Source organism: Streptomyces sp. SM10 (assembly GCF_002910915.1).
In the GTDB taxonomy this organism is placed as follows: Bacteria; Actinomycetota; Actinomycetes; order Streptomycetales; family Streptomycetaceae; genus Streptomyces.
Genome location: NZ_NEUF01000068.1, coordinates 238,225 through 255,167, shown reverse-complemented (window position 1 = coordinate 255,167; position 16,943 = coordinate 238,225). Strand labels below are relative to the sequence as shown.

14 protein-coding genes are annotated in these 16,943 nt (G+C 73.3%); 7 read left to right on the top strand and 7 right to left on the bottom strand.

The window, feature by feature from the left end:
- The first annotated feature begins 258 nt into the window (after positions 1–258).
- Positions 259–1,956: a ribosomal protection-like ABC-F family protein gene (gene abc-f / locus B9S57_RS10095; RefSeq protein ID WP_103515189.1), complete on the top strand. Its 1,698-nt coding sequence runs from the start codon at positions 259–261 to the stop codon at positions 1,954–1,956.
- Here the strand turns inward: abc-f and B9S57_RS10090 are convergent.
- Positions 1,926–2,426 carry an NUDIX domain-containing protein gene (locus B9S57_RS10090; protein WP_103515296.1) on the bottom strand — a complete coding sequence of 167 codons (501 nt, stop codon included), beginning with the start codon at positions 2,424–2,426 and terminating at the stop codon, positions 1,926–1,928. The two genes, abc-f and B9S57_RS10090, sit on opposite strands and share 31 nt — an antisense overlap.
- 207 nt (positions 2,427–2,633) lie before the next feature.
- On the opposite strand from B9S57_RS10090, the gene B9S57_RS10085 reads away from it, so the two are divergent.
- Entirely contained in the window at positions 2,634–6,125 is a 3,492-nt protein-coding gene (locus B9S57_RS10085; RefSeq protein WP_103515188.1) for a phosphodiester glycosidase family protein, read from the top strand.
- A gap of 52 nt (positions 6,126–6,177) precedes the next feature.
- On the opposite strand, the gene B9S57_RS10080 is transcribed toward B9S57_RS10085, so the two are convergent.
- The 3 genes from B9S57_RS10080 to dhaK are packed head-to-tail and all read right to left on the bottom strand — an operon-like array spanning position 6,178 to position 8,235.
- Entirely contained in the window at positions 6,178–6,588 is a 411-nt protein-coding gene (locus B9S57_RS10080; protein WP_103515187.1) for a PTS-dependent dihydroxyacetone kinase phosphotransferase subunit DhaM, read from the bottom strand.
- Positions 6,585–7,202 (bottom strand): dihydroxyacetone kinase subunit DhaL, encoded by a 618-nt coding sequence (gene dhaL, locus B9S57_RS10075; protein ID WP_103515295.1) that lies wholly within the window; start codon positions 7,200–7,202, stop codon positions 6,585–6,587. The genes B9S57_RS10080 and dhaL overlap by 4 nt, the downstream gene beginning before the upstream one ends.
- A gap of 40 nt (positions 7,203–7,242) precedes the next feature.
- Positions 7,243–8,235 (bottom strand): dihydroxyacetone kinase subunit DhaK, encoded by a 993-nt coding sequence (gene dhaK, locus B9S57_RS10070; RefSeq protein WP_103515186.1) that lies wholly within the window; start codon positions 8,233–8,235, stop codon positions 7,243–7,245.
- Positions 8,236–8,496: 261 nt separating this feature from the next.
- Between dhaK and B9S57_RS10065 the strand changes: the two genes are divergently transcribed.
- Complete coding sequence (locus B9S57_RS10065) at positions 8,497–9,567, top strand: NAD(P)-dependent oxidoreductase (RefSeq protein WP_103515185.1); 1,071 nt, start codon at positions 8,497–8,499, stop codon at positions 9,565–9,567.
- Positions 9,568–9,596: 29 nt separating this feature from the next.
- On the opposite strand, the gene B9S57_RS10060 is transcribed toward B9S57_RS10065, so the two are convergent.
- The gene (locus tag B9S57_RS10060) at positions 9,597–10,709 is read right to left on the bottom strand and encodes a sensor histidine kinase KdpD (protein ID WP_103515184.1); all 1,113 of its coding nucleotides are present in this window, start codon (positions 10,707–10,709) and stop codon (positions 9,597–9,599) included.
- On the bottom strand, positions 10,706–11,485 hold the full coding sequence (locus B9S57_RS10055; protein ID WP_103515294.1) for a response regulator transcription factor: 780 nt from the start codon (positions 11,483–11,485) through the stop codon (positions 10,706–10,708). Before B9S57_RS10055 ends, B9S57_RS10060 begins: the two co-directional genes overlap by 4 nt.
- A gap of 125 nt (positions 11,486–11,610) precedes the next feature.
- On the opposite strand from B9S57_RS10055, the gene B9S57_RS10050 reads away from it, so the two are divergent.
- Genes B9S57_RS10050 through B9S57_RS10040 form a run of 3 tightly spaced genes read left to right on the top strand, consistent with a single transcriptional unit; the run spans position 11,611 to position 13,771 of the window.
- Positions 11,611–12,342 (top strand): glycosyltransferase family 2 protein, encoded by a 732-nt coding sequence (locus B9S57_RS10050; protein WP_103515293.1) that lies wholly within the window; start codon positions 11,611–11,613, stop codon positions 12,340–12,342.
- A complete protein-coding gene (locus B9S57_RS10045) occupies positions 12,339–12,998 on the top strand; it encodes a DUF2064 domain-containing protein (protein WP_103515183.1) in 660 nt (219 codons plus the stop codon). The genes B9S57_RS10050 and B9S57_RS10045 overlap by 4 nt, the downstream gene beginning before the upstream one ends.
- Positions 12,995–13,771 (top strand): methyltransferase domain-containing protein, encoded by a 777-nt coding sequence (locus B9S57_RS10040; RefSeq protein WP_103515182.1) that lies wholly within the window; start codon positions 12,995–12,997, stop codon positions 13,769–13,771. Before B9S57_RS10045 ends, B9S57_RS10040 begins: the two co-directional genes overlap by 4 nt.
- Before the next feature lie 310 nt (positions 13,772–14,081).
- On the opposite strand, the gene B9S57_RS10030 is transcribed toward B9S57_RS10040, so the two are convergent.
- Positions 14,082–15,338 carry a molybdopterin-dependent oxidoreductase gene (locus B9S57_RS10030; RefSeq protein ID WP_103515180.1) on the bottom strand — a complete coding sequence of 419 codons (1,257 nt, stop codon included), beginning with the start codon at positions 15,336–15,338 and terminating at the stop codon, positions 14,082–14,084.
- A 161-nt stretch (positions 15,339–15,499) separates the two neighbouring features.
- Between B9S57_RS10030 and B9S57_RS10025 the strand changes: the two genes are divergently transcribed.
- Positions 15,500–16,924: a hypothetical protein gene (locus tag B9S57_RS10025; protein WP_103515179.1), complete on the top strand. Its 1,425-nt coding sequence runs from the start codon at positions 15,500–15,502 to the stop codon at positions 16,922–16,924.
- Positions 16,925–16,943: the final 19 nt, after the last annotated feature.

Genomic DNA, 16,943 nt, shown 5'->3' with positions numbered 1-16,943 from the left:
GGAGCCGCCGTCCGGCGGACGGCCGCGTGGCTATCATGGGCGTCATGGGTTCGCACCACTTCTTTCTCTGATCCGCGGCCGGGACGCCGCCCGCGACGCTGCCAGGACACCCCCGCGACCGACCGTCGCCGCGTGACCTGGGCCTCGCGCCGAACGCCGTCCTCCTCCGCCGTCCGGTACGCCCGGCCCGCGGCGCGCGTCGGCCGGTGACGCCGACGTGCGCGCCGTCGAGGGCACGCCACCTCAGGGAAAGCATCCATGACTGTTCAGCACCCACGCGCCCAACTGGCCATGAGCGACGTCTCCAAGGCCTACGGGGACCGGCCCGTCCTCGACCAGGTGTCCCTCACCGTCCGCCCCGGGGAGAAGGCCGGTGTCATCGGCGAGAACGGCTCAGGGAAGTCGACCCTGCTCCGCCTGATGGCCGGGGCGGAGACCCCGGACAGCGGTGACATCACCGTCGGTTTCCCGGGCGGCACAGGTCACCTGGCCCAGACCCTCACCCTCGACCTCAGCCGCACGGTCCAGGACGCCGTCGACGCCGCCCTCGCCGAGCTCCGCGCGCTCGAAGGCCTGATCCGGGCGGCGGAGGAGGAGATGTCCGGCGGGAGCACCACCGACGCCCGGCTCGGCGCCTACGGCGACCTGCTGACGGAGTACGAGGACCGCGGGGGCTACCAGGCGGACGCCAGGACCGACGCCGCACTGGACGGTCTCGGGCTCGGCGGTCTCGACCGGGACCGTACGCTCGGCACCCTGTCCGGCGGTGAGCGGTCGCGGCTGGCGCTGGCCTGCGTGCTGGCCGCGGCGCCGGAACTGCTGCTCCTGGACGAACCCACCAACCACCTCGACGCCGACGCCGTCGGCTGGCTGGAGGACCACCTCCGCGCCCACCGGGGCACCGTGGTCGTCGTCACCCACGACCGGACGTTCCTGGAGCGGACCACCACCGTGATCCTGGAGGTCGACCGTGACCTGCGGAGCGTCTCCCGGTACGGCGACGGCTGGGAGGGCTACCGCACGGCGAAGGCCGCGGCGCGCCGCCGCCGGTCCCAGGAGCACCAGGCGTGGCTGGCCGAACTGGCGCGCACCGAAGAACTGGTGAGCTCCGCCGGCCAGCGCCTCGGAGGGAGCGGCAAGGACCCCGGACAGGGCTTCGGCAAGCACCGCAGGTCGCACGAGGCCAAACTGTCCGGTCAGGTCAGGGCCGCCAGGGCCCGGCTGGAGGCGTTGCGCCGCTGTCCCGTCCCCGCGCCTCCCACGCCCCTGCGCTTCACCGCCGATCCGGTCCTCGCCGGTGCGGTCGCCGTAGCGGCGGAGGGGGAGAGCGGTCCGGCCCCCGTCGTCGAGCTGGAATCCGTCCTGGTGGGCACACGGCTGGACATGGCCTCGCTGCGGGTCGAACCCGGCCGGCGGCTCCTGGTCACCGGGCCCAACGGCGCGGGCAAGACCACGCTCCTGCGCGTCCTGGCCGGTGACCTCGCACCGGACGCCGGCACGGTGCGGCGCAGGGGCAGGATCGGATACCTGCCGCAGGAGCTGCCCCGGAGGCTCACCCGCCGCACGCTGCTCGCCACCTTCGCCGCAGGCCGGCCCGGACTCCCCGACGCGTACAGGGACGACCTGCTGGCCCTCGGCCTGTTCCGCCCCGAGGACCTGACCGTGCCCGTGGCTTCCCTCTCCGTCGGGCAGCAGCGCAGGCTCGCCCTGGCCCGGCTGGTGACCCGTCCGGCGGATCTGCTGATCCTCGACGAGCCCACGAACCACATCGCGCTCGGTCTGGTCGAGGAAGTGGAGGCCGCGCTCGACCGTTACGCGGGAGCCGTCGTGGTCGTCTCGCACGACCGGAGCTTCCGAGGCCGTTTCACCGCGGACCGCCTCGAACTCCGGGCGGGCCGCACCGTGGACGGCTCCAAAGCCCAGGCCTACGACGCGGAGGACTCCCCCCGCACATAGGCGCGCAACCGCTCCACGAAGACGTGCTGGCCCGCCACCAGCCGATCGAGGGCCTCGTCCGGTGTGCACCAGGCGAACCGGTCCATCTCCGGGAACTCACGCAGCACGCCGGAGCCCCTCGGCCACTCCATGGTGAAGGTGCCGGGGACCGCCTCGCCCGGGTCGAGCCAGGCCTCCAGGGCCCATACGGTCACGACCTTGCCGCTCGACTGACGTGCCTCGCCCAGCGGAACCCAGGGGCCCTCCGGCAGTGGCAGTCCGAGCTCTTCCGCGAACTCCCGGCGGGCGGCGGCGGCAGGCTCCTCGTACGGTCCGTACTCGCCCTTGGGAAGGGACCAGGCCGCCTTCTCACGGCGTGCCCAGAACGGTCCGCCCATGTGACCGATCAGCATCTCGGCGTCCGGCAGGCCGTCCTCGCCCGCGACGACACGGAAGAGCAGCATCCCGGCGCTCCGCTTGGCTGTCGACATGTCGTCAAGTCTGGGGTGCGGGCGCCCGAAGGGCCACCGGGGCCGGAACCGGTCCGGGACAAGGCGCGGGACCACCAGGGTCACCCCTTCGCCGCACGCTGTTCCTCCTGATGTCCCCGTCGTCCTCTGGTGCGGCCCACCGAGCCCGGTCATGCTGTCCGCCGACAGCGCTTTCCACGCGCAATCCGCTCTGCACCAGGAGGATTTGTGGGCCTTGGCAGCTTCCGCACCGCCCTGCGGCCACTCGTGCTGCTGGCGACCGTGTCGGCGCTGGCGGCCGGAGCCGTCGCACCCGCAGCCGCCGACCCGACGCCGGACCCCCGCCCGCACACCACGGCCGAGATCCTCAGACCCGTCGCCCCGCCGGCCGCGAGCGGCCCGTCCGGCGAAGCGAGATCCGTCCTGGACGGCGAAGGCATCGAGACCGCCCGTGCGTCCCGCCCCGTCGCGCCCGGCGTCCGGCTCAGCTCGTACGACCGCCTGGAGTCCGACAAGTGGCTGCGGGTCGACAGCCTCTCCGTCGATCTGGACGGCAGCGACGTGCGTGCCGACTACCTCTCCACGGGCAAGGTCTCCGGCAGGGGGACGGTCTCCGAGCTCGCCGCAGGGCACGATCCGGGGCATGGCCGGCGGACCGTCGCCGCGATCAACGCGGACTTCTTCGACATCAACGAGACCGGCGCGCCCCAGGGCCCCGCGATCGAGGACGGCCGGACCGTCCACTCACCGGCCCCCGGCGTCAACCGCGCGGTGGGCATCGGACCGGAGAACGCGGGCCGTGTGCTGGAGGTGTACTTCGAGGGCACGCTCACCCTCCCGTCCGGCGACCACCCGCTCGCCGCGTACAACGCGGCGAACGTGCCGGTGCAGGGAGTCGGCGCCTACACCTCGGCCTGGGGCAGCGCCGACCGCGAACTGACCGTCGACAGCGCAGGACCCCTCGCCGAGGCCGCCGTACGGGACGGGAAGGTCGTCTCCGTGTCGGACACCCCCGGCGCCGGACCGGTGCCCGAGGACACCGTGGTCCTCGTCGGCCGGGAGGCAGGAGCCGACCTGCTGGGCGCGCTGACCCCCGGTGACCCCGTGGGCATCGCCTACCGGGCACGGACCGACACGGGAGCCGTGCCCCGCACCGCGGTCGGTGGCCGGGAGCTGCTCGTCGTCGACGGGGCGGCGCAGAACCACGACGGCGAGGGCAACAACACCGCGGCGCCGCGTACCGCTGTCGGATTCTCCGAGGACGGCCGCACCATGCAGGTCGTCACCGTCGACGGCCGCCAGACCGACAGCGGCGGCGTCACCCTCACCGAACTCGGCGAGATGATGCGCCGCGCGGGCTCCTACAGCGCCCTGAACCTCGACGGCGGCGGCTCCTCGACGCTCCTCGCCCGCGAGCCCGGCAGCGACGCGCTCCAGGTGGAGAACAGTCCGTCCGACGGCAGCGAACGCAGCGTCGCCAACGGTCTCGCCCTGACGGCCCCCGACGGCAGCGGCAGGCTCGACGGCTTCTGGGTGGAGACCCGTACACCCGCCGGTGCGGCCCCCGGTGACGACCCCGTCGCCGGAGGACACCCCGAGCGGGTCTTCCCCGGGCTGAGCCGCGCGCTCACCGCCGCCGGATACGACGAGACGTACGGCCCGGCCGCGGGCACCCCGCGCTGGCGCGCCGTCAACCCGCTGGTCGGCACCGTCGACAGCAACGGTACGTTCACCGCCCGCCACAGCGGGGCCACGGACGTACGGGCCGAACGCGCGGGTGCCCACGGCGAGACCCGGCTCACCGTCCTCGACCGGCTCGCCCGGATCAAGGCGACCACCGCACGCGTCGGCCTCGCGGACGCCGAGGCCACCGGCGGCTTCGGCATCGTCGGACTCGACGCCCACGGCACGAGCGCTCCCGTCGAGCCGCGCGACATCACCCTCGACTACGACCGCACCCTGTTCGCCATCGCGGACGACGGCCACGGGTCCTTCACCGTGCGCTCCCGTACCGGAGCGGGATCGGGCCAGATCAAGGCCACGGTGGCGGGCACCGAGACCGTCCTCGCCGTGAGCGTCGGCCTCACCGAGCAGGCCGTGTCCTCCTTCGACGACGCCGCCGACTGGAAGTTCAGCCAGGCCCGTGCGGACGGATCACTCGCCGCGACGCCCGAGGGACACACCGGTACAGGTCTTCGGCTCACCTACGACTTCACCCGGTCGACGGCGACCCGCGCGGCCTACGCGGCGCCCCCTCAGCCGGTCGCCGTCCCCGGACAGCCCCAGTCGTTCACCCTCTGGATCAAGGGCGACGGCAACGGCGCCTGGCCGACCCTGCACCTGAAGGACGCCGCCGGCTCGGACCAACTGCTGCGCGGCCCGTACGTCACCTGGACCGGCTGGCGCCAGGTGACGTTCGCCGTTCCGCCGGGCGCGGCGATGCCGCTGTCGGTGTACCGCTTCTACCTCGCGGAGACGGCGGCGGCCGAGCAGTACACGGGGGAGATCGTCATCGACGGCCTCTCGGCCCAGGTCCCGCCGACCGTCGAACTCCCCGGACAGCCCGCGTCCGCGGACCCGCTGATCGACAGTGCCGCTGTCACCGGGCACCGCGACTGGCAGTTCGCGGTGATGTCGGACGCCCAGTTCGTCGCACGTGAACCGGACAGCGCGATCGTCCGCCAGGCCCGCCGGACGCTCCGTGAGATCAAGGCCGCGCGACCCGACTTCCTGGTCGTCAACGGCGACCTCGTCGACGAGGGATCACCCGCCGACCTCGCCTTCGCCCGCCAGGTCCTCCAGGAGGAACTCGGCGACACCGTGCCCTGGTACTACGTACCGGGCAACCACGAGGTGATGGGCGGGAAGATCGACAACTTCATCACCGAGTTCGGACCTGCGCAACGCACCTTCGACCACGAGGGCACCCGCGTCATCACCCTCGACACGTCGAGCCTCGGCCTGCGCGGCGGCGGCTTCGCCCAGATCGAGGAGTTCTGTGCCCAGCTGGACGCCGCGGCAAAGGACCGGTCCGTCGGCTCCGTGATGCTGATCGAGCACGTACCGCCGCGTGATCCCACCGTGCAGAAGGGCAGTCAGCTCGGCGATCGAAAGGAGGCGGCCCTCGTCGAACAGTGGCTCGCCGACTTCCGCCGCACGACGGGGAAGGGCGCGGCCTTCATCGGCAGCCATGTCGGGGTCTTCCACGCCTCGCACGTCGACGGGGTCCCCTACCTGGTCAACGGCAACTCCGGGAAGGCACCGGCCGGCCCCGCCGACGAGGGCGGCTTCACCGGCTGGTCGCTGATCGGCGCCGACCGCGTCTCGCCGGCCGAACAGGTGCTCGCGCGGCTGACGCCGTGGAAGGGCGGGCCGGACTGGGTGTCCGCGCAGACCCGCGCACACGTCGACGCGCTCGCCCTGGACGCTCCTTCCACGCTCGTCGAGGGCGAGCGCACGGTGGTCGGCGCACAGGTGACCCAAGGTACGCGGACGGTGCCGGCCGCCTTCCCGCTCAGCGTGGACTGGACGGGCTCCCCGAACCTCGCCATCGGGAAGCCGGGCGACGCCCGCGGCCGCCACGTCGCGACCCTCGACCCGGCCACGGGCACGCTCACCGCGCTCCGGCCGGGCAGCGTCACGCTCGCGGCGACCGTCAACGGCGTCACCCGCCAGGTACGGATCCGGATCGCGGCCGAGGCGGTGAAACCCGCCGCCTGACGCCCCGTCGCCCGCCCCTCGCACCGCCGCACGGCGGCGGTGCGAGGGGCGTTCACGCCTTCCGGTAGCCGTACGCGTCGGCCGCGGCCGCCTCCACGGTGTCCAGATCGCCTCCCGCCGACGCGGTCACCAGCGCGGCGACCGCACCCTCCACGAACGGAGCGTCCACCAGCCGCGCCCCGTCGGGCAGTTCTCCGCCCTCCGCCAGCATCGACTTCACCGTGAGCACGGCGCTGCCGAGGTCCACGAGCAGGGCGACCCCGGCGCCCCTGTCGACCTTCCTGGCCGCCTCGGCGATCAGTTCCGTACTGGTCCCCAGGCCTCCGGCCGAGGTACCTCCCGCCGCGGCCACCGGTGCCGTGGCACCACCGGCCGCCAGGCCCCTGGCCAGCTCGGCGACGGCCTCCGCCACCGGTCCGCTGTGCGAGACCAGCACGATCCCGACCTGATCATCCCCGCTCACGCGTCGCCCCCGCCCCTCGGTCCCGCGGACTCCGCGAGCGCCTCGAGCAGGAGCGCCGCGGAGGCGGCGCCCGGGTCCTGGTGCCCGATGCTGCGCTCGCCCAGATAACTGGCCCTGCCCTTGCGCGCCCGCAGCGGCACGGTCTCCAGGGCCCCGGCCAGCGCCGCGTCACGCGCCTCGGCGAACGAGGCACCCAGCACCTCGACGGCCGGGGACAGCGCGTCGAGCATCGTCTTGTCGCCCGTTCCGGCGCCACCGAGCTGGGCCACCGCGGCGACGCCCGCTCCCAGGGCCTCGGCCAGCTGTTCCCGGGTCACCTCGCGCGCGTCGCCCAGAGCCTTCCCGGTGCGGCGCAACAAGGTCCCGTACAACGGCCCGGACGCTCCGCCGACGGTCGAGATCAGATGCCGGCCCGCGAGCGTCAGCAACGCGCCGGGTGTGTCCGGGGCCTCCTTGTCGAGGACGTCGTTCACGGTGGCGAAGCCGCGGCGCATGTTGCTTCCGTGGTCGGCGTCCCCGATCGCGGCGTCCAGCTCGGTCAGCCGGTCCGCCTCACGGTCCATGGCGACCGCGGTGGCGGCCATCCAGCGACGGAAGAATTCGGTGTCGAGCAGCACAAGATCTCCTGTTCCTCACACACGGCGGTAAGTCGGTTCACCGGCCCCAGCGGAGGGCGGGGGTCTCCACCGGCGCGTCCCAGAGCCGCACCATCTCCTCGTCCACCTGGCAGAGCGTCACCGAGCAGCCCGCCATGTCGAGCGAGGTCACGTAGTTGCCCACCAGCGTACGAGCCACCGTCACGCCCCGCTCCGAGAGCACCCGCTGCACCTCCGCATTGAACCCGTACAGCTCCAGCAGGGGTGTCGCGCCCATCCCGTTGACGAGCACCAGCACGGGCCCGCCGGGACGCAGGTCCTCCAGCACCGCGTCGACCGCGACGTCGGCGATCTCCCCGGAGGTCATCATCGGCCGGCGCTCCCGGCCGGGCTCGCCGTGGATCCCGATCCCCAGTTCCAGCTCGCCCGGCGGGAGGTCGAACGTCGGAGTCCCCTTCGCCGGCGTGGTGACGGAGCTGAGCGCCACCCCGAAGCTCCGCGAGGCCCCGTCGACGCGCCGGGCCATGGACTCGACCCGCTCCAGCGGCGCACCCTCGTCGGCCAGCGCCCCGGCGATCTTCTCGACGAACAGCGTCGCCCCGGTGCCGCGCCGACCGGCCGTGAACGTGCTGTCGGCCACCGCCACGTCGTCGTCGACCAGGACCTTGGCGACCTGGACGCCCTCGTCCTCGGCGAGCTCCGCGGCCATCTCGAAGTTGAGCACGTCCCCGGTGTAGTTCTTCACGACGAACAGCACTCCCGCGCCACTGTCGACCGCGGCGGCGGCCCGCACCATCTGATCGGGCACCGGCGAGGTGAAGATCTCGCCCGGGCACGCGGCGGACAGCATCCCGGGCCCGACGAACCCCGCGTGCAGCGGCTCGTGCCCGGACCCTCCGCCGGAGACGAGAGCGACCTTCCCGGCCACCGGGGCGTCACGCCGGACGACGAGGCGGTTCTCCACGTCCACGACGAGCTCCGGGTGGGCGGCGGCCATTCCGCGGAGTCCGTCCGCGACGACGGTCTCCGGCACGTTGATGAGCATGCGCAACGGTTCCTCCTGGGGAGAGTGCGTCGGCCGGCCGATCGTGCTGACCGGCCGTCAGCGTGAATCCGATCAACTTGTCTCAGGTGCGTGACACAACCAGTATCGAAGAGACATCGGTGATCGGGAAGCGACGCGTCGGAGCGGGACGGGCCCGCCGGGCACACGGGCGCCGGACGCGCTGCCGGAACGGGCCGTTCTTACGGTCCTGTGACGCGGGCGTGCCGCACCCCCCATCCCGCGGCCGGGCGGCCTAGCGTGGCGGCCATGCGCGTACTGGTCACCGGCGGAGCCGGCTTCATCGGGTCATACATCGTCCGGGCACTTGCCTCCGGCGGGCACGAGCCCGTCGTCCTCGACGCACTGCTGCCGTCCGCACACGGACCGGCGGGAGCCGCCTCCGCCGTGGACCTTCCCCCCGGTGTCCGGCTGACCGTCGCCGACGTACGGGACAGGGACGCGGTCGCCCGAGCGCTGTCCGGCATCGACGCGGTGTGCCATCAGGCGGCGATGGTCGGTCTGGGAAAGGACTTCGCGGACGCGCCGGAGTACGTCGGATGCAACGACCTCGGAACCGCGGTCCTGCTCGGTGAGATGGCCGCGGCCGGCGTCCGCGCCCTGGTGCTCGCCGGTTCGATGGTGGTCTACGGCGAGGGACGGTACGACTGCCCCGCGCACGGTCCCGTCCGGCCCGGGCCGAGGGCGGTGGCCGATCTGGAGGCCGGCCGCTTCGAGCCGCTGTGCCCCGTCTGCGGCGCCGAACTGGTGCCCGGCCTCGTCACGGAGGAGGCGGCCGGAGACCCGCGCAACGTGTACGCGGCGACCAAGCTCGCGCAGGAACACCTCGCCTCGGCCTGGGCTCGCGCCACCGGCGGCCGGGCGCTCTCGCTGCGCTACCACAACGTGTACGGCCCCGGGATGCCTCGCGACACCCCCTACGCGGGGGTGGCCTCGTTCTTCCGGTCCGCCCTGGCCCGGGGCGAGGCGCCCCGGGTGTTCGAGGACGGCTGCCAGCGCCGCGACTTCGTGCATGTGCGCGATGTCGCCTCGGCCAACGCGGCGGCGCTCTCGGACCTGGAGGAGCGGGGACCGGGCACGTTCGACGCGTACAACACGGGAAGCGGCACACCCCACACCATCGGTGAGATGGCCCGGGCGCTGTCCGCGGCCCACGGCGGCCCCGAGCCCGTGGTCACCGGCGAGTACCGGCTCGGGGACGTCCGGCACGTGACGGCCGATTCGCGCAGGCTCCGTGAGGAGCTCGGCTGGAAGCCGGAGACGGACTTCGCGGCGGGGATGCGGGAGTTCGCCACCGCGCCCCTGCGCAGCGCCCGGTAGGCGTGGCCGCCGCCGGTGGCGGCCGGTGCTCAGCCGACCGCCACCGGAAGCGTGACCTCGAAGCAGCACCCGCCGGACACGTTGTGGACGCCGGCCCGTCCGGAGTGTGCCTCGACGATCCCGCGGACGATGGCGAGCCCCAGGCCCGCACCACCGGGCGGGGTCCTGGCGTGGCTGCCCCTCCAGCCCGTGTCGAACACGCGGGCAAGGTCCTCGTCGGGGATTCCGCCGCACCCGTCGGTCACCGAGAGCACGACCCCGTCCTGCGAGCGCCGCGCGGCCACCGCGACCGTCCCGTCGGCCGGGGTACGGCGGATCGCGTTGATCAGCAGGTTGCCCATGACCCGGCTCATCTCCTTGCTGTCGACCTCCACCGGAACCGCCTCGATCCGGTCGCCGATGAGGCGCACACCGTGTTCCCGCGCCAGCGGATGAGCCCCCGCGAGCGCGTCGCCCACCAGGTCGTGGGCGGAGACCCGGGTGGGAGTCAGCGTGAGCGAGCCGGCGTGGATCCGGGACAGCTCGAAGAGATCGCCGACCATGTCGTTCATGCGTTCCACCTCCCGCCGGATCTGCCGGAGGTAGCGGCCGGAGTCCGCCGCCATGCCGTCCTCCAGAGCCTCGGACATGGCGCGCAGACCGGTCAGAGGGGTCCGCAGGTCGTGGGAGATCCAGGCGACGAGTTCACGGCGCGAGCTCTCCAGCGCCCGCTCCCGCTCCCGGGAGTTCTCGAGCTTCGCACTCGTGGCCGCCAGTTCGCGCGTGAGCGCGGCAAGTTCGGCCGTCGCCTGCTCCGCCGGGGCGGCGAAGGTGCCGCCGTCCCCGAAGGAGCGGGCCGCCAGCGTCAGGTCCCGGCTCCTGGCCGCCACCCAGCGGCCCAGCAGCACCGCGGTCGCGAGGGAGACCACGGCGGCCATGGCGACGACCGTCGTCACCACCGTCAGATCGTGCGGCGAGAGGAACATCGCCCAGGCCACGGTCAGGGTGCCGGCGAGCATCGCGGTCACCGCCACCGCGGCGACGACCGTCAGCGAGACCGCCAGCGGGCGGTGGCGGAGCAGCCGGAGAACCAGTGCGCCCAGCAGCCCCGCCGCGGCGGCACCGAGGAAGGCGAAGAGGGCGATGAGCAGGATGTCGGTCACGGGTTCAGCTCCCGGGAAGTGGAATCGGCCGGGAGGTCGAGGCGGTAGCCCACACCCCACACCGTGTGGATCAGGCCGGGGCTGGCCGGGTCGTCCTCGACCTTTCCCCGCAGACGGCGCACGTGCACCGTCACCGTCGACAGGTCTCCGAAGTCCCAGCCCCAGACCTCCCTCATCAGCTCCTCACGGGTGAACGCCTGCCCGGGGTGACCGAGGAAGAACGCCAGCAGGTCGAACTCGCGGAGGGTGAGGGCGAGGTCCCGTCCGTCGCGGGAGGCGCGGCGGGCCGAGGGCTCCAGGACCAGCCCCGCGCCGCCCAGCGTGGCGGGGGAGGGGTCCTGGACCAGGCGGGCGCGGCGCAGGACGGAGTCGACGCGCAGCACGAGTTCCCGCGGGCTGAACGGCTTGGTGACGTAGTCGTCCGCGCCGGTCTCCAGACCGAGAATCCTGTCGTCCTCGTCCCCCCGCGCGGTGAGCATGATGACGGGCACCGCTCCGTGCGCGCGCATCCGCCGGCACACCTCGAAGCCGTCCATCCCGGGAAGCATCAGGTCGAGCACCACCAGATCGGGCCGCAGCGCCGCGAACCGCGCGAGGGCCGCGGGACCCGCGTCCGCGTGGTCGACGTCGTATCCCGCGCGCTCCAGATATCCGGTGGCGACCTCCAGGACGGTCGGATCGTCGTCCACGACGAGTACACGACCGCGCGGCGCGCCGTGCCCGTGCCCGGGGGACGTCACGGCACGGGTTTCCGGAGCGGAGGAGATGTTCTGCATGGCGACCACTCTGGCACTCCCTGTCCGCCGGACGGGCAGCCCCCCGGCCGCCACACGGTCGATGTCCACGTTTCGTAAGAACCCGAAGGCCGAAATGTCGCTTTCCGCTCCGTAGGGTGATCTACGTGACCGACACTTCTCCGGCTGATCCCGCCGACTCCGTCCGCGCCGACATCATCCTGCCCTGCCTCGACGAGGCGGAGGCCCTGCCTCTGGTGCTGGCCCGCATCCCGTCGGGGTGGCGGGCCATCGTCGTCGACAACGGCTCCACGGACGGCTCCGCGGACATCGCCCGCTCCCTCGGCGCGACCGTCGTGGACGAACCGCGCCGCGGCTTCGGCGCCGCCTGCCACGCGGGGCTGCTCGCCGCCGAAGCGGAGTACGTCTGCTTCTGCGACTGCGACGGCTCGCTCGACCCGGCGCTGCTTCCCGGCTTCGTCCGCCGGATCGCCGCGGGAGAGAGCGATCTGCTCCTCGGCAGACGACGCCCCGAGGGCCGCGGCGCCTGGCCCCCGCACGCGCGTGCGGGCAACTTGGCCCTCTCCCGGATGCTCCGGAGCCGCACCGGACTGCGGCTGCACGACCTCGGGCCCATGAGGGCCGTACGTCGTGAGGCGCTCCTCGCGCTCGACCTGACGGACCGTCGCAGCGGCTATCCGCTCCAGATGGTGGTGCGCGCATCGGACGCGGGTCTGCGTGTCACCGAGACCGATGTGCCCTACGTCCCCAGGACCGGCAGGTCCAAGGTCACGGGCACCTGGCGGGGCACCTGGAACGCCGTACGGGACATGCGTGCGGTGCTGCGGGAGCCGGCACAGCCCTCCGTGCGCGGCGTCAGGGCGGAGGCGGTCCGATGAGCGCGCCCCAGCCCCCCGCCGGTGCGACGACACTGCTGGTCATCGCCAAGGAACCGGTCCCCGGCCGCGTCAAGACCCGGCTCACCCCGCCGTTCACCCCGGACGAGGCCGCCGCACTCGCGGCCGCCTCGCTCGAGGACACCCTGCGGACCGTGCTCACCCTGCCTGCCCTGCGCCGGGTCCTCGTACTCGAAGGGCGCCCGGGACCCTGGCTGCCCGAGGGATTCGAGGTGGTCCCGCAGAGCACGGGCACCCTCGACCGGCGCATCGCCGCCGCGTTCGGCCTGTGCACGGGGCCGGCCGTCCTCATCGGCATGGACACTCCGCAGATCACCGCACCGCTCCTGGCGCCGGCACTCGCCCCGGACGGCTGGGACGACTGCGACGCCTGGTTCGGACCTGCCGAGGACGGCGGATTCTGGGCCCTCGGCATGGCCAGGCCCGACCCCGCCCTCGTCCAGGGCGTCCCGATGTCCCTCCCGTACACCGGAGGACTCCAGCGGGCCCGCCTGGTGGACGCAGGGCTCACCGTGCGGGATCTCGCCGAACTCCGCGACGTGGACACCGCGGAGGACGCCCTGCGCGTCGCCGCCGACGCTCCCGGCGGACGGTTCGCCGATGTCCTCTCCCGTCTCGGCCGGCCGGTGGTCCGATGAGCACGGTGACACCCGCGGCGGGACCCGCGGCCTGGGCGACCGACCCCTACGCACGCGCCCTCAGCAGGGGGCGCGGCCCCCTCTTCCTCCGGCGGGCGGACGGCTGGCTGCTGCCGCTGGACGTCGAACGCTGGTGCGCGGACGCCGACGCCGCGGACCTGTCGGCACTCCGCCGCTGCGAGGGCACGGTCATCGACATCGGCTGCGGCCCGGGACGGCTGGTCGCCGCGCTCGCCGCGCGCGGGCACCGCGCCCTGGGCATCGACGTGAGCGACGCCGCGATCGGGCACACGCAGCGGCTCGGCGGCTCGGCACTCCGCAGGAGCGTGTTCGAGCCGCTGCCGGGCGAAGGCCGCTGGGGCACCGCGCTGCTCATCGACGGCAACATCGGAATCGGCGGTGACCCCCGGGCGTTGCTCCGCCGGGTCGCGGCCCTGCTGGCGCCCGGCGGACTGCTCATCACCGAGGCGGCACCGCACGAGGTGGACGAGCAGGTACAGGTCCGGCTCGACGACGGCCGCGGGGACGCGGATGCCGCCCCCCACTTCCCTTGGGCCAGGGTCGGTGTGTCCGCCCTGCACGACTACGCACGGGCGGACGGCTGGCAGACGGCCGGTCAGTGGGAGGCCGACAGCCGCCCCTTCCTCGCCCTGCGGCGGCCGCGCACGGTCCGGAGCACGAGCCAGAGGGCCGACACGCCGAACAGTACGGCCGTGATCAGCAGCCAGTTCCCGAGGAACCTGTCCGGCGACATCCCCGTCGCCGGTCCGTAGCGCTCCGAGCGGCCCACGACGAGCGGGAACCACACGAGCAGGAGCAGCCCGGAGAGAAGAAGCGGCACGCGGACGAAGTTGACCGGACCGGACCGTCGCGCGCGGGGCAACCGCAGCGCCCGGTCCGCCGACGCGTACAGCGGCAGCAGCACGAGGTCGTGGACGAACGCGGCGCCGACGAACCACACCAGGATCCGGAAGGCGTCCCCGTCGAGCAGCCGCAGCCCGGCCCAGCCCGCCAGCGCGAACGACGAGACCATCAGCACCAGGTGCAGGGGGCCTTCTCCGTACCAGCGGCGCACCATCCTCATCACAGCTCTCCGAACGTCATACGGGCGACCCATTTGGTGTTCATCACTCCGGGGGCGGCGGGCACGATGACACGCGCCGGATATCCGTGGTCGGGTGACAGCGCCTCACCGTTCACCTCCAGCGCCAGCAGCGACCGGGCGTCGCGGACCTGGTTCTCCCGCAGCGCGACCGTCCGGAACGACCCGCTGCGCTGCAGGGACTCCACCAGCACCCCCGGCGCCTCCTGCGGATACCCCGCGAGCGCGGCGAGGTCGCGCAGACGCACCCCGCGCCACCACTGGTCCGACGTCGACCAGCCCTCCACACAGGCGATGGGCAGGGCCGCCCCGTGCTGCTCCATGGCCTCCAGCTGCTTCCGGGACAGGTGCACCTCCCCGGCCGGTCCGACGAGTGTGAGCCGCCAGCGCTCTCCCGTCTCCGCCGGCGCGATGCCGGCCTTCGCGGCGGTCTTGTTGATCTGGAAGTCGCCCGGTCCCGGTTCGGCGCCTCCGTGCGGCGCCAGCAGGGCGGTCCGCCGCAGCGGGTCGAAGCTCCGTCCCACCGAGGTGGCCAGGAGGACCAGCGACCCCGCCCCCACGATCGCCAGGGCCCCGCGCCGGGACACGGTCGGCTCGGCGGGGTCAGGGGCCGCCAGCTCGTCCTTCTCACCCGGAGGAATTCCCTCGCGCAGCACACGCAGCGCCCGGGGAAGCTTCAGCGCCGTATGGGCGGCGAACGCGGCGAAGAAGACCCACGCCCCGTAGAAGTGCAGCGGATAGAAGGAACCGGGGAACACGTACTCGAGCTGGATGTTGAGCAGTCCGGTGAGGAATTCGAAGAGTGCCCCGCCGACCAGGAGCAGCAGGGAGAGGCGCTCCAGGACGTGCCCGACGGACCGTGCCGGCGGCAGCGCGAAGAGCTTCGGGATCACCGACCACAGCTTGGCCAGCAGCACCGGCACGAGCACGATGCCGAGCGTGACGTGCACCCCCTGGTTGAGGCGGTACAGCCAGCGGGGCCCGGTGGGCCAGTCGAACAGGTAGAACCCCAGCCACCCCTTGTCCGGTGTCTTGTCGTTCACGGCCGCCAGATCCGGGTTGTACGCCGCGTAGGAGACGAGTCCCGTCACGAACAGCAGGGTGAGACCGGCGAGGAGCACCACACCGAGTACGGCCGTGAATCCGACCCCGCGCACCGGGCTGCGCCAGAAGGCGGGCCTGGTGGGCAGGGGCAGGGAGGAGAGTCGCGCTGCGGTTCTTCGTCGTGTGTCGCCCATGGCCCCGACGCTATGGCGGCAACGGCGCTCCTGGTGGCCCGCGACTCCTGACGAAAGTCTGACGTCGGTCTCCGGCCGGCCGGCCGGGCCGGATCTGACGGTTGTGTGACGCGGCGGCGTCGCACCGCCCGTGACGCCCTCCCGGTGCGTAGCGTGCGTGCGTGAAGACCGAGCAGCACAGTGACCGCATCCAACCGCTCGAACCAACCGGCCCCGGGCACTCCGACCATCCATCCGCCACCCCGGCAGGCCGCCGCAGGGACCTCGTCGCCGCGGCCGCGGGAGCGCTGCTCGTGGCCGTGGCCGCCGTCGTGGGCTGGATCATCCAGGAGAGCAACGGCAGCCTGCAGGTCCACTGGCCCCCGCTCCTGGCCTCCTGGGACCCGCACCTCGGTCCCGGCACCCCCGCCGCGATCACCGTGGCCCTGGGGGTCATCGCCTACGGGCCCCGTGTCGCCGAGCGCCTCGCCTGGCGGCGTCTGCTCCTTGCCTGCTGGGGGACGTCCGTCGCCTGGATCCTCTCGCTGGCCCTGATCGAGGGCTGGTACCGGGGTGTCGCCCGCAGGCTGACCACCAAACACGAGTACCTGCAGGTCATCGACCGCTTCGACGATATCGGTGCCGCCCTGCGCGGGTTCACCGACCACATCGTGATCGGCCCGCCCGGCAACTGGCCCGCCCACGTCGCCGGGCACCCGCCGGGCGCCACCCTCACCTTCGTCGGCCTGGACCGGATCGGACTCGGGGGCGGGGCCTGGGCGGGGATCTGGTGCATCGTGCTGGGCGGCTCCACCGCCGTGGCCGTCATGGTCGCGGTGCGCGCCCTGACGGGCGAGCACCTCGCCCGGCGTGCTGCGCCCTTCCTCGTCCTCGCCCCCTTCGCGGTCTGGACGGGGACGTCGGCGGACGGCTACTTCGCCGCTGTCGCGGCGTGGTCCGTCGCCCTGCTGGCCCTCGCCGCGACACGTACGGCCCGGTATCCGGCGGCCGCCGCGCTCGGGTCGGGACTCCTGTTCGGGTTCACCTGCTACCTCAGCTACGGTCTGACGCTCATCGCGGGGCTGCTCGTCGCGGTCCTGGTCCTCGCACGGACCGCCCGCCCGCTCGGCCTCGTCCTGCTCGGTGCCCTGGCCGCCCCCGTGGCCTTCACCCTGGCCGGGTTCAACTGGTGGGAGGCCTACCACCTGTTGGTCGAGCGCTACTACCAGGGTGCGGGGGGCGTCCGGCCCTACTCCTACTGGGTCTGGGCGAACCTCGCCTGCGCCACCCTCGCCGTGGGCCTGGCCACCGTCGCGGGCCTGCGCCGCACTGCGGCATCCGTCCCCGCCGCCCTGCGCGCCCTGCCGTCCGGCACCACCACCGCCGTACAGCGCCTCGCGCTCCTCACCCTGGCCGGGCTCCTGGCCCTCGTCGTGGCCGATCTGTCCGGGATGAGCAAGGCGGAGACCGAGCGGATCTGGCAGCCGTTCGTCGTCTGGCTGATTCCCGCGGCCGCTCTGCTGCCGGACCCCGGCAGACGGGGCTGGCTGGCCGCCCAGGCCGCCCTCGCCCTGCTCGTCAACCACCTGCTCTGGACCGGATGGTGAGCAGGCGCCGGACACGCAC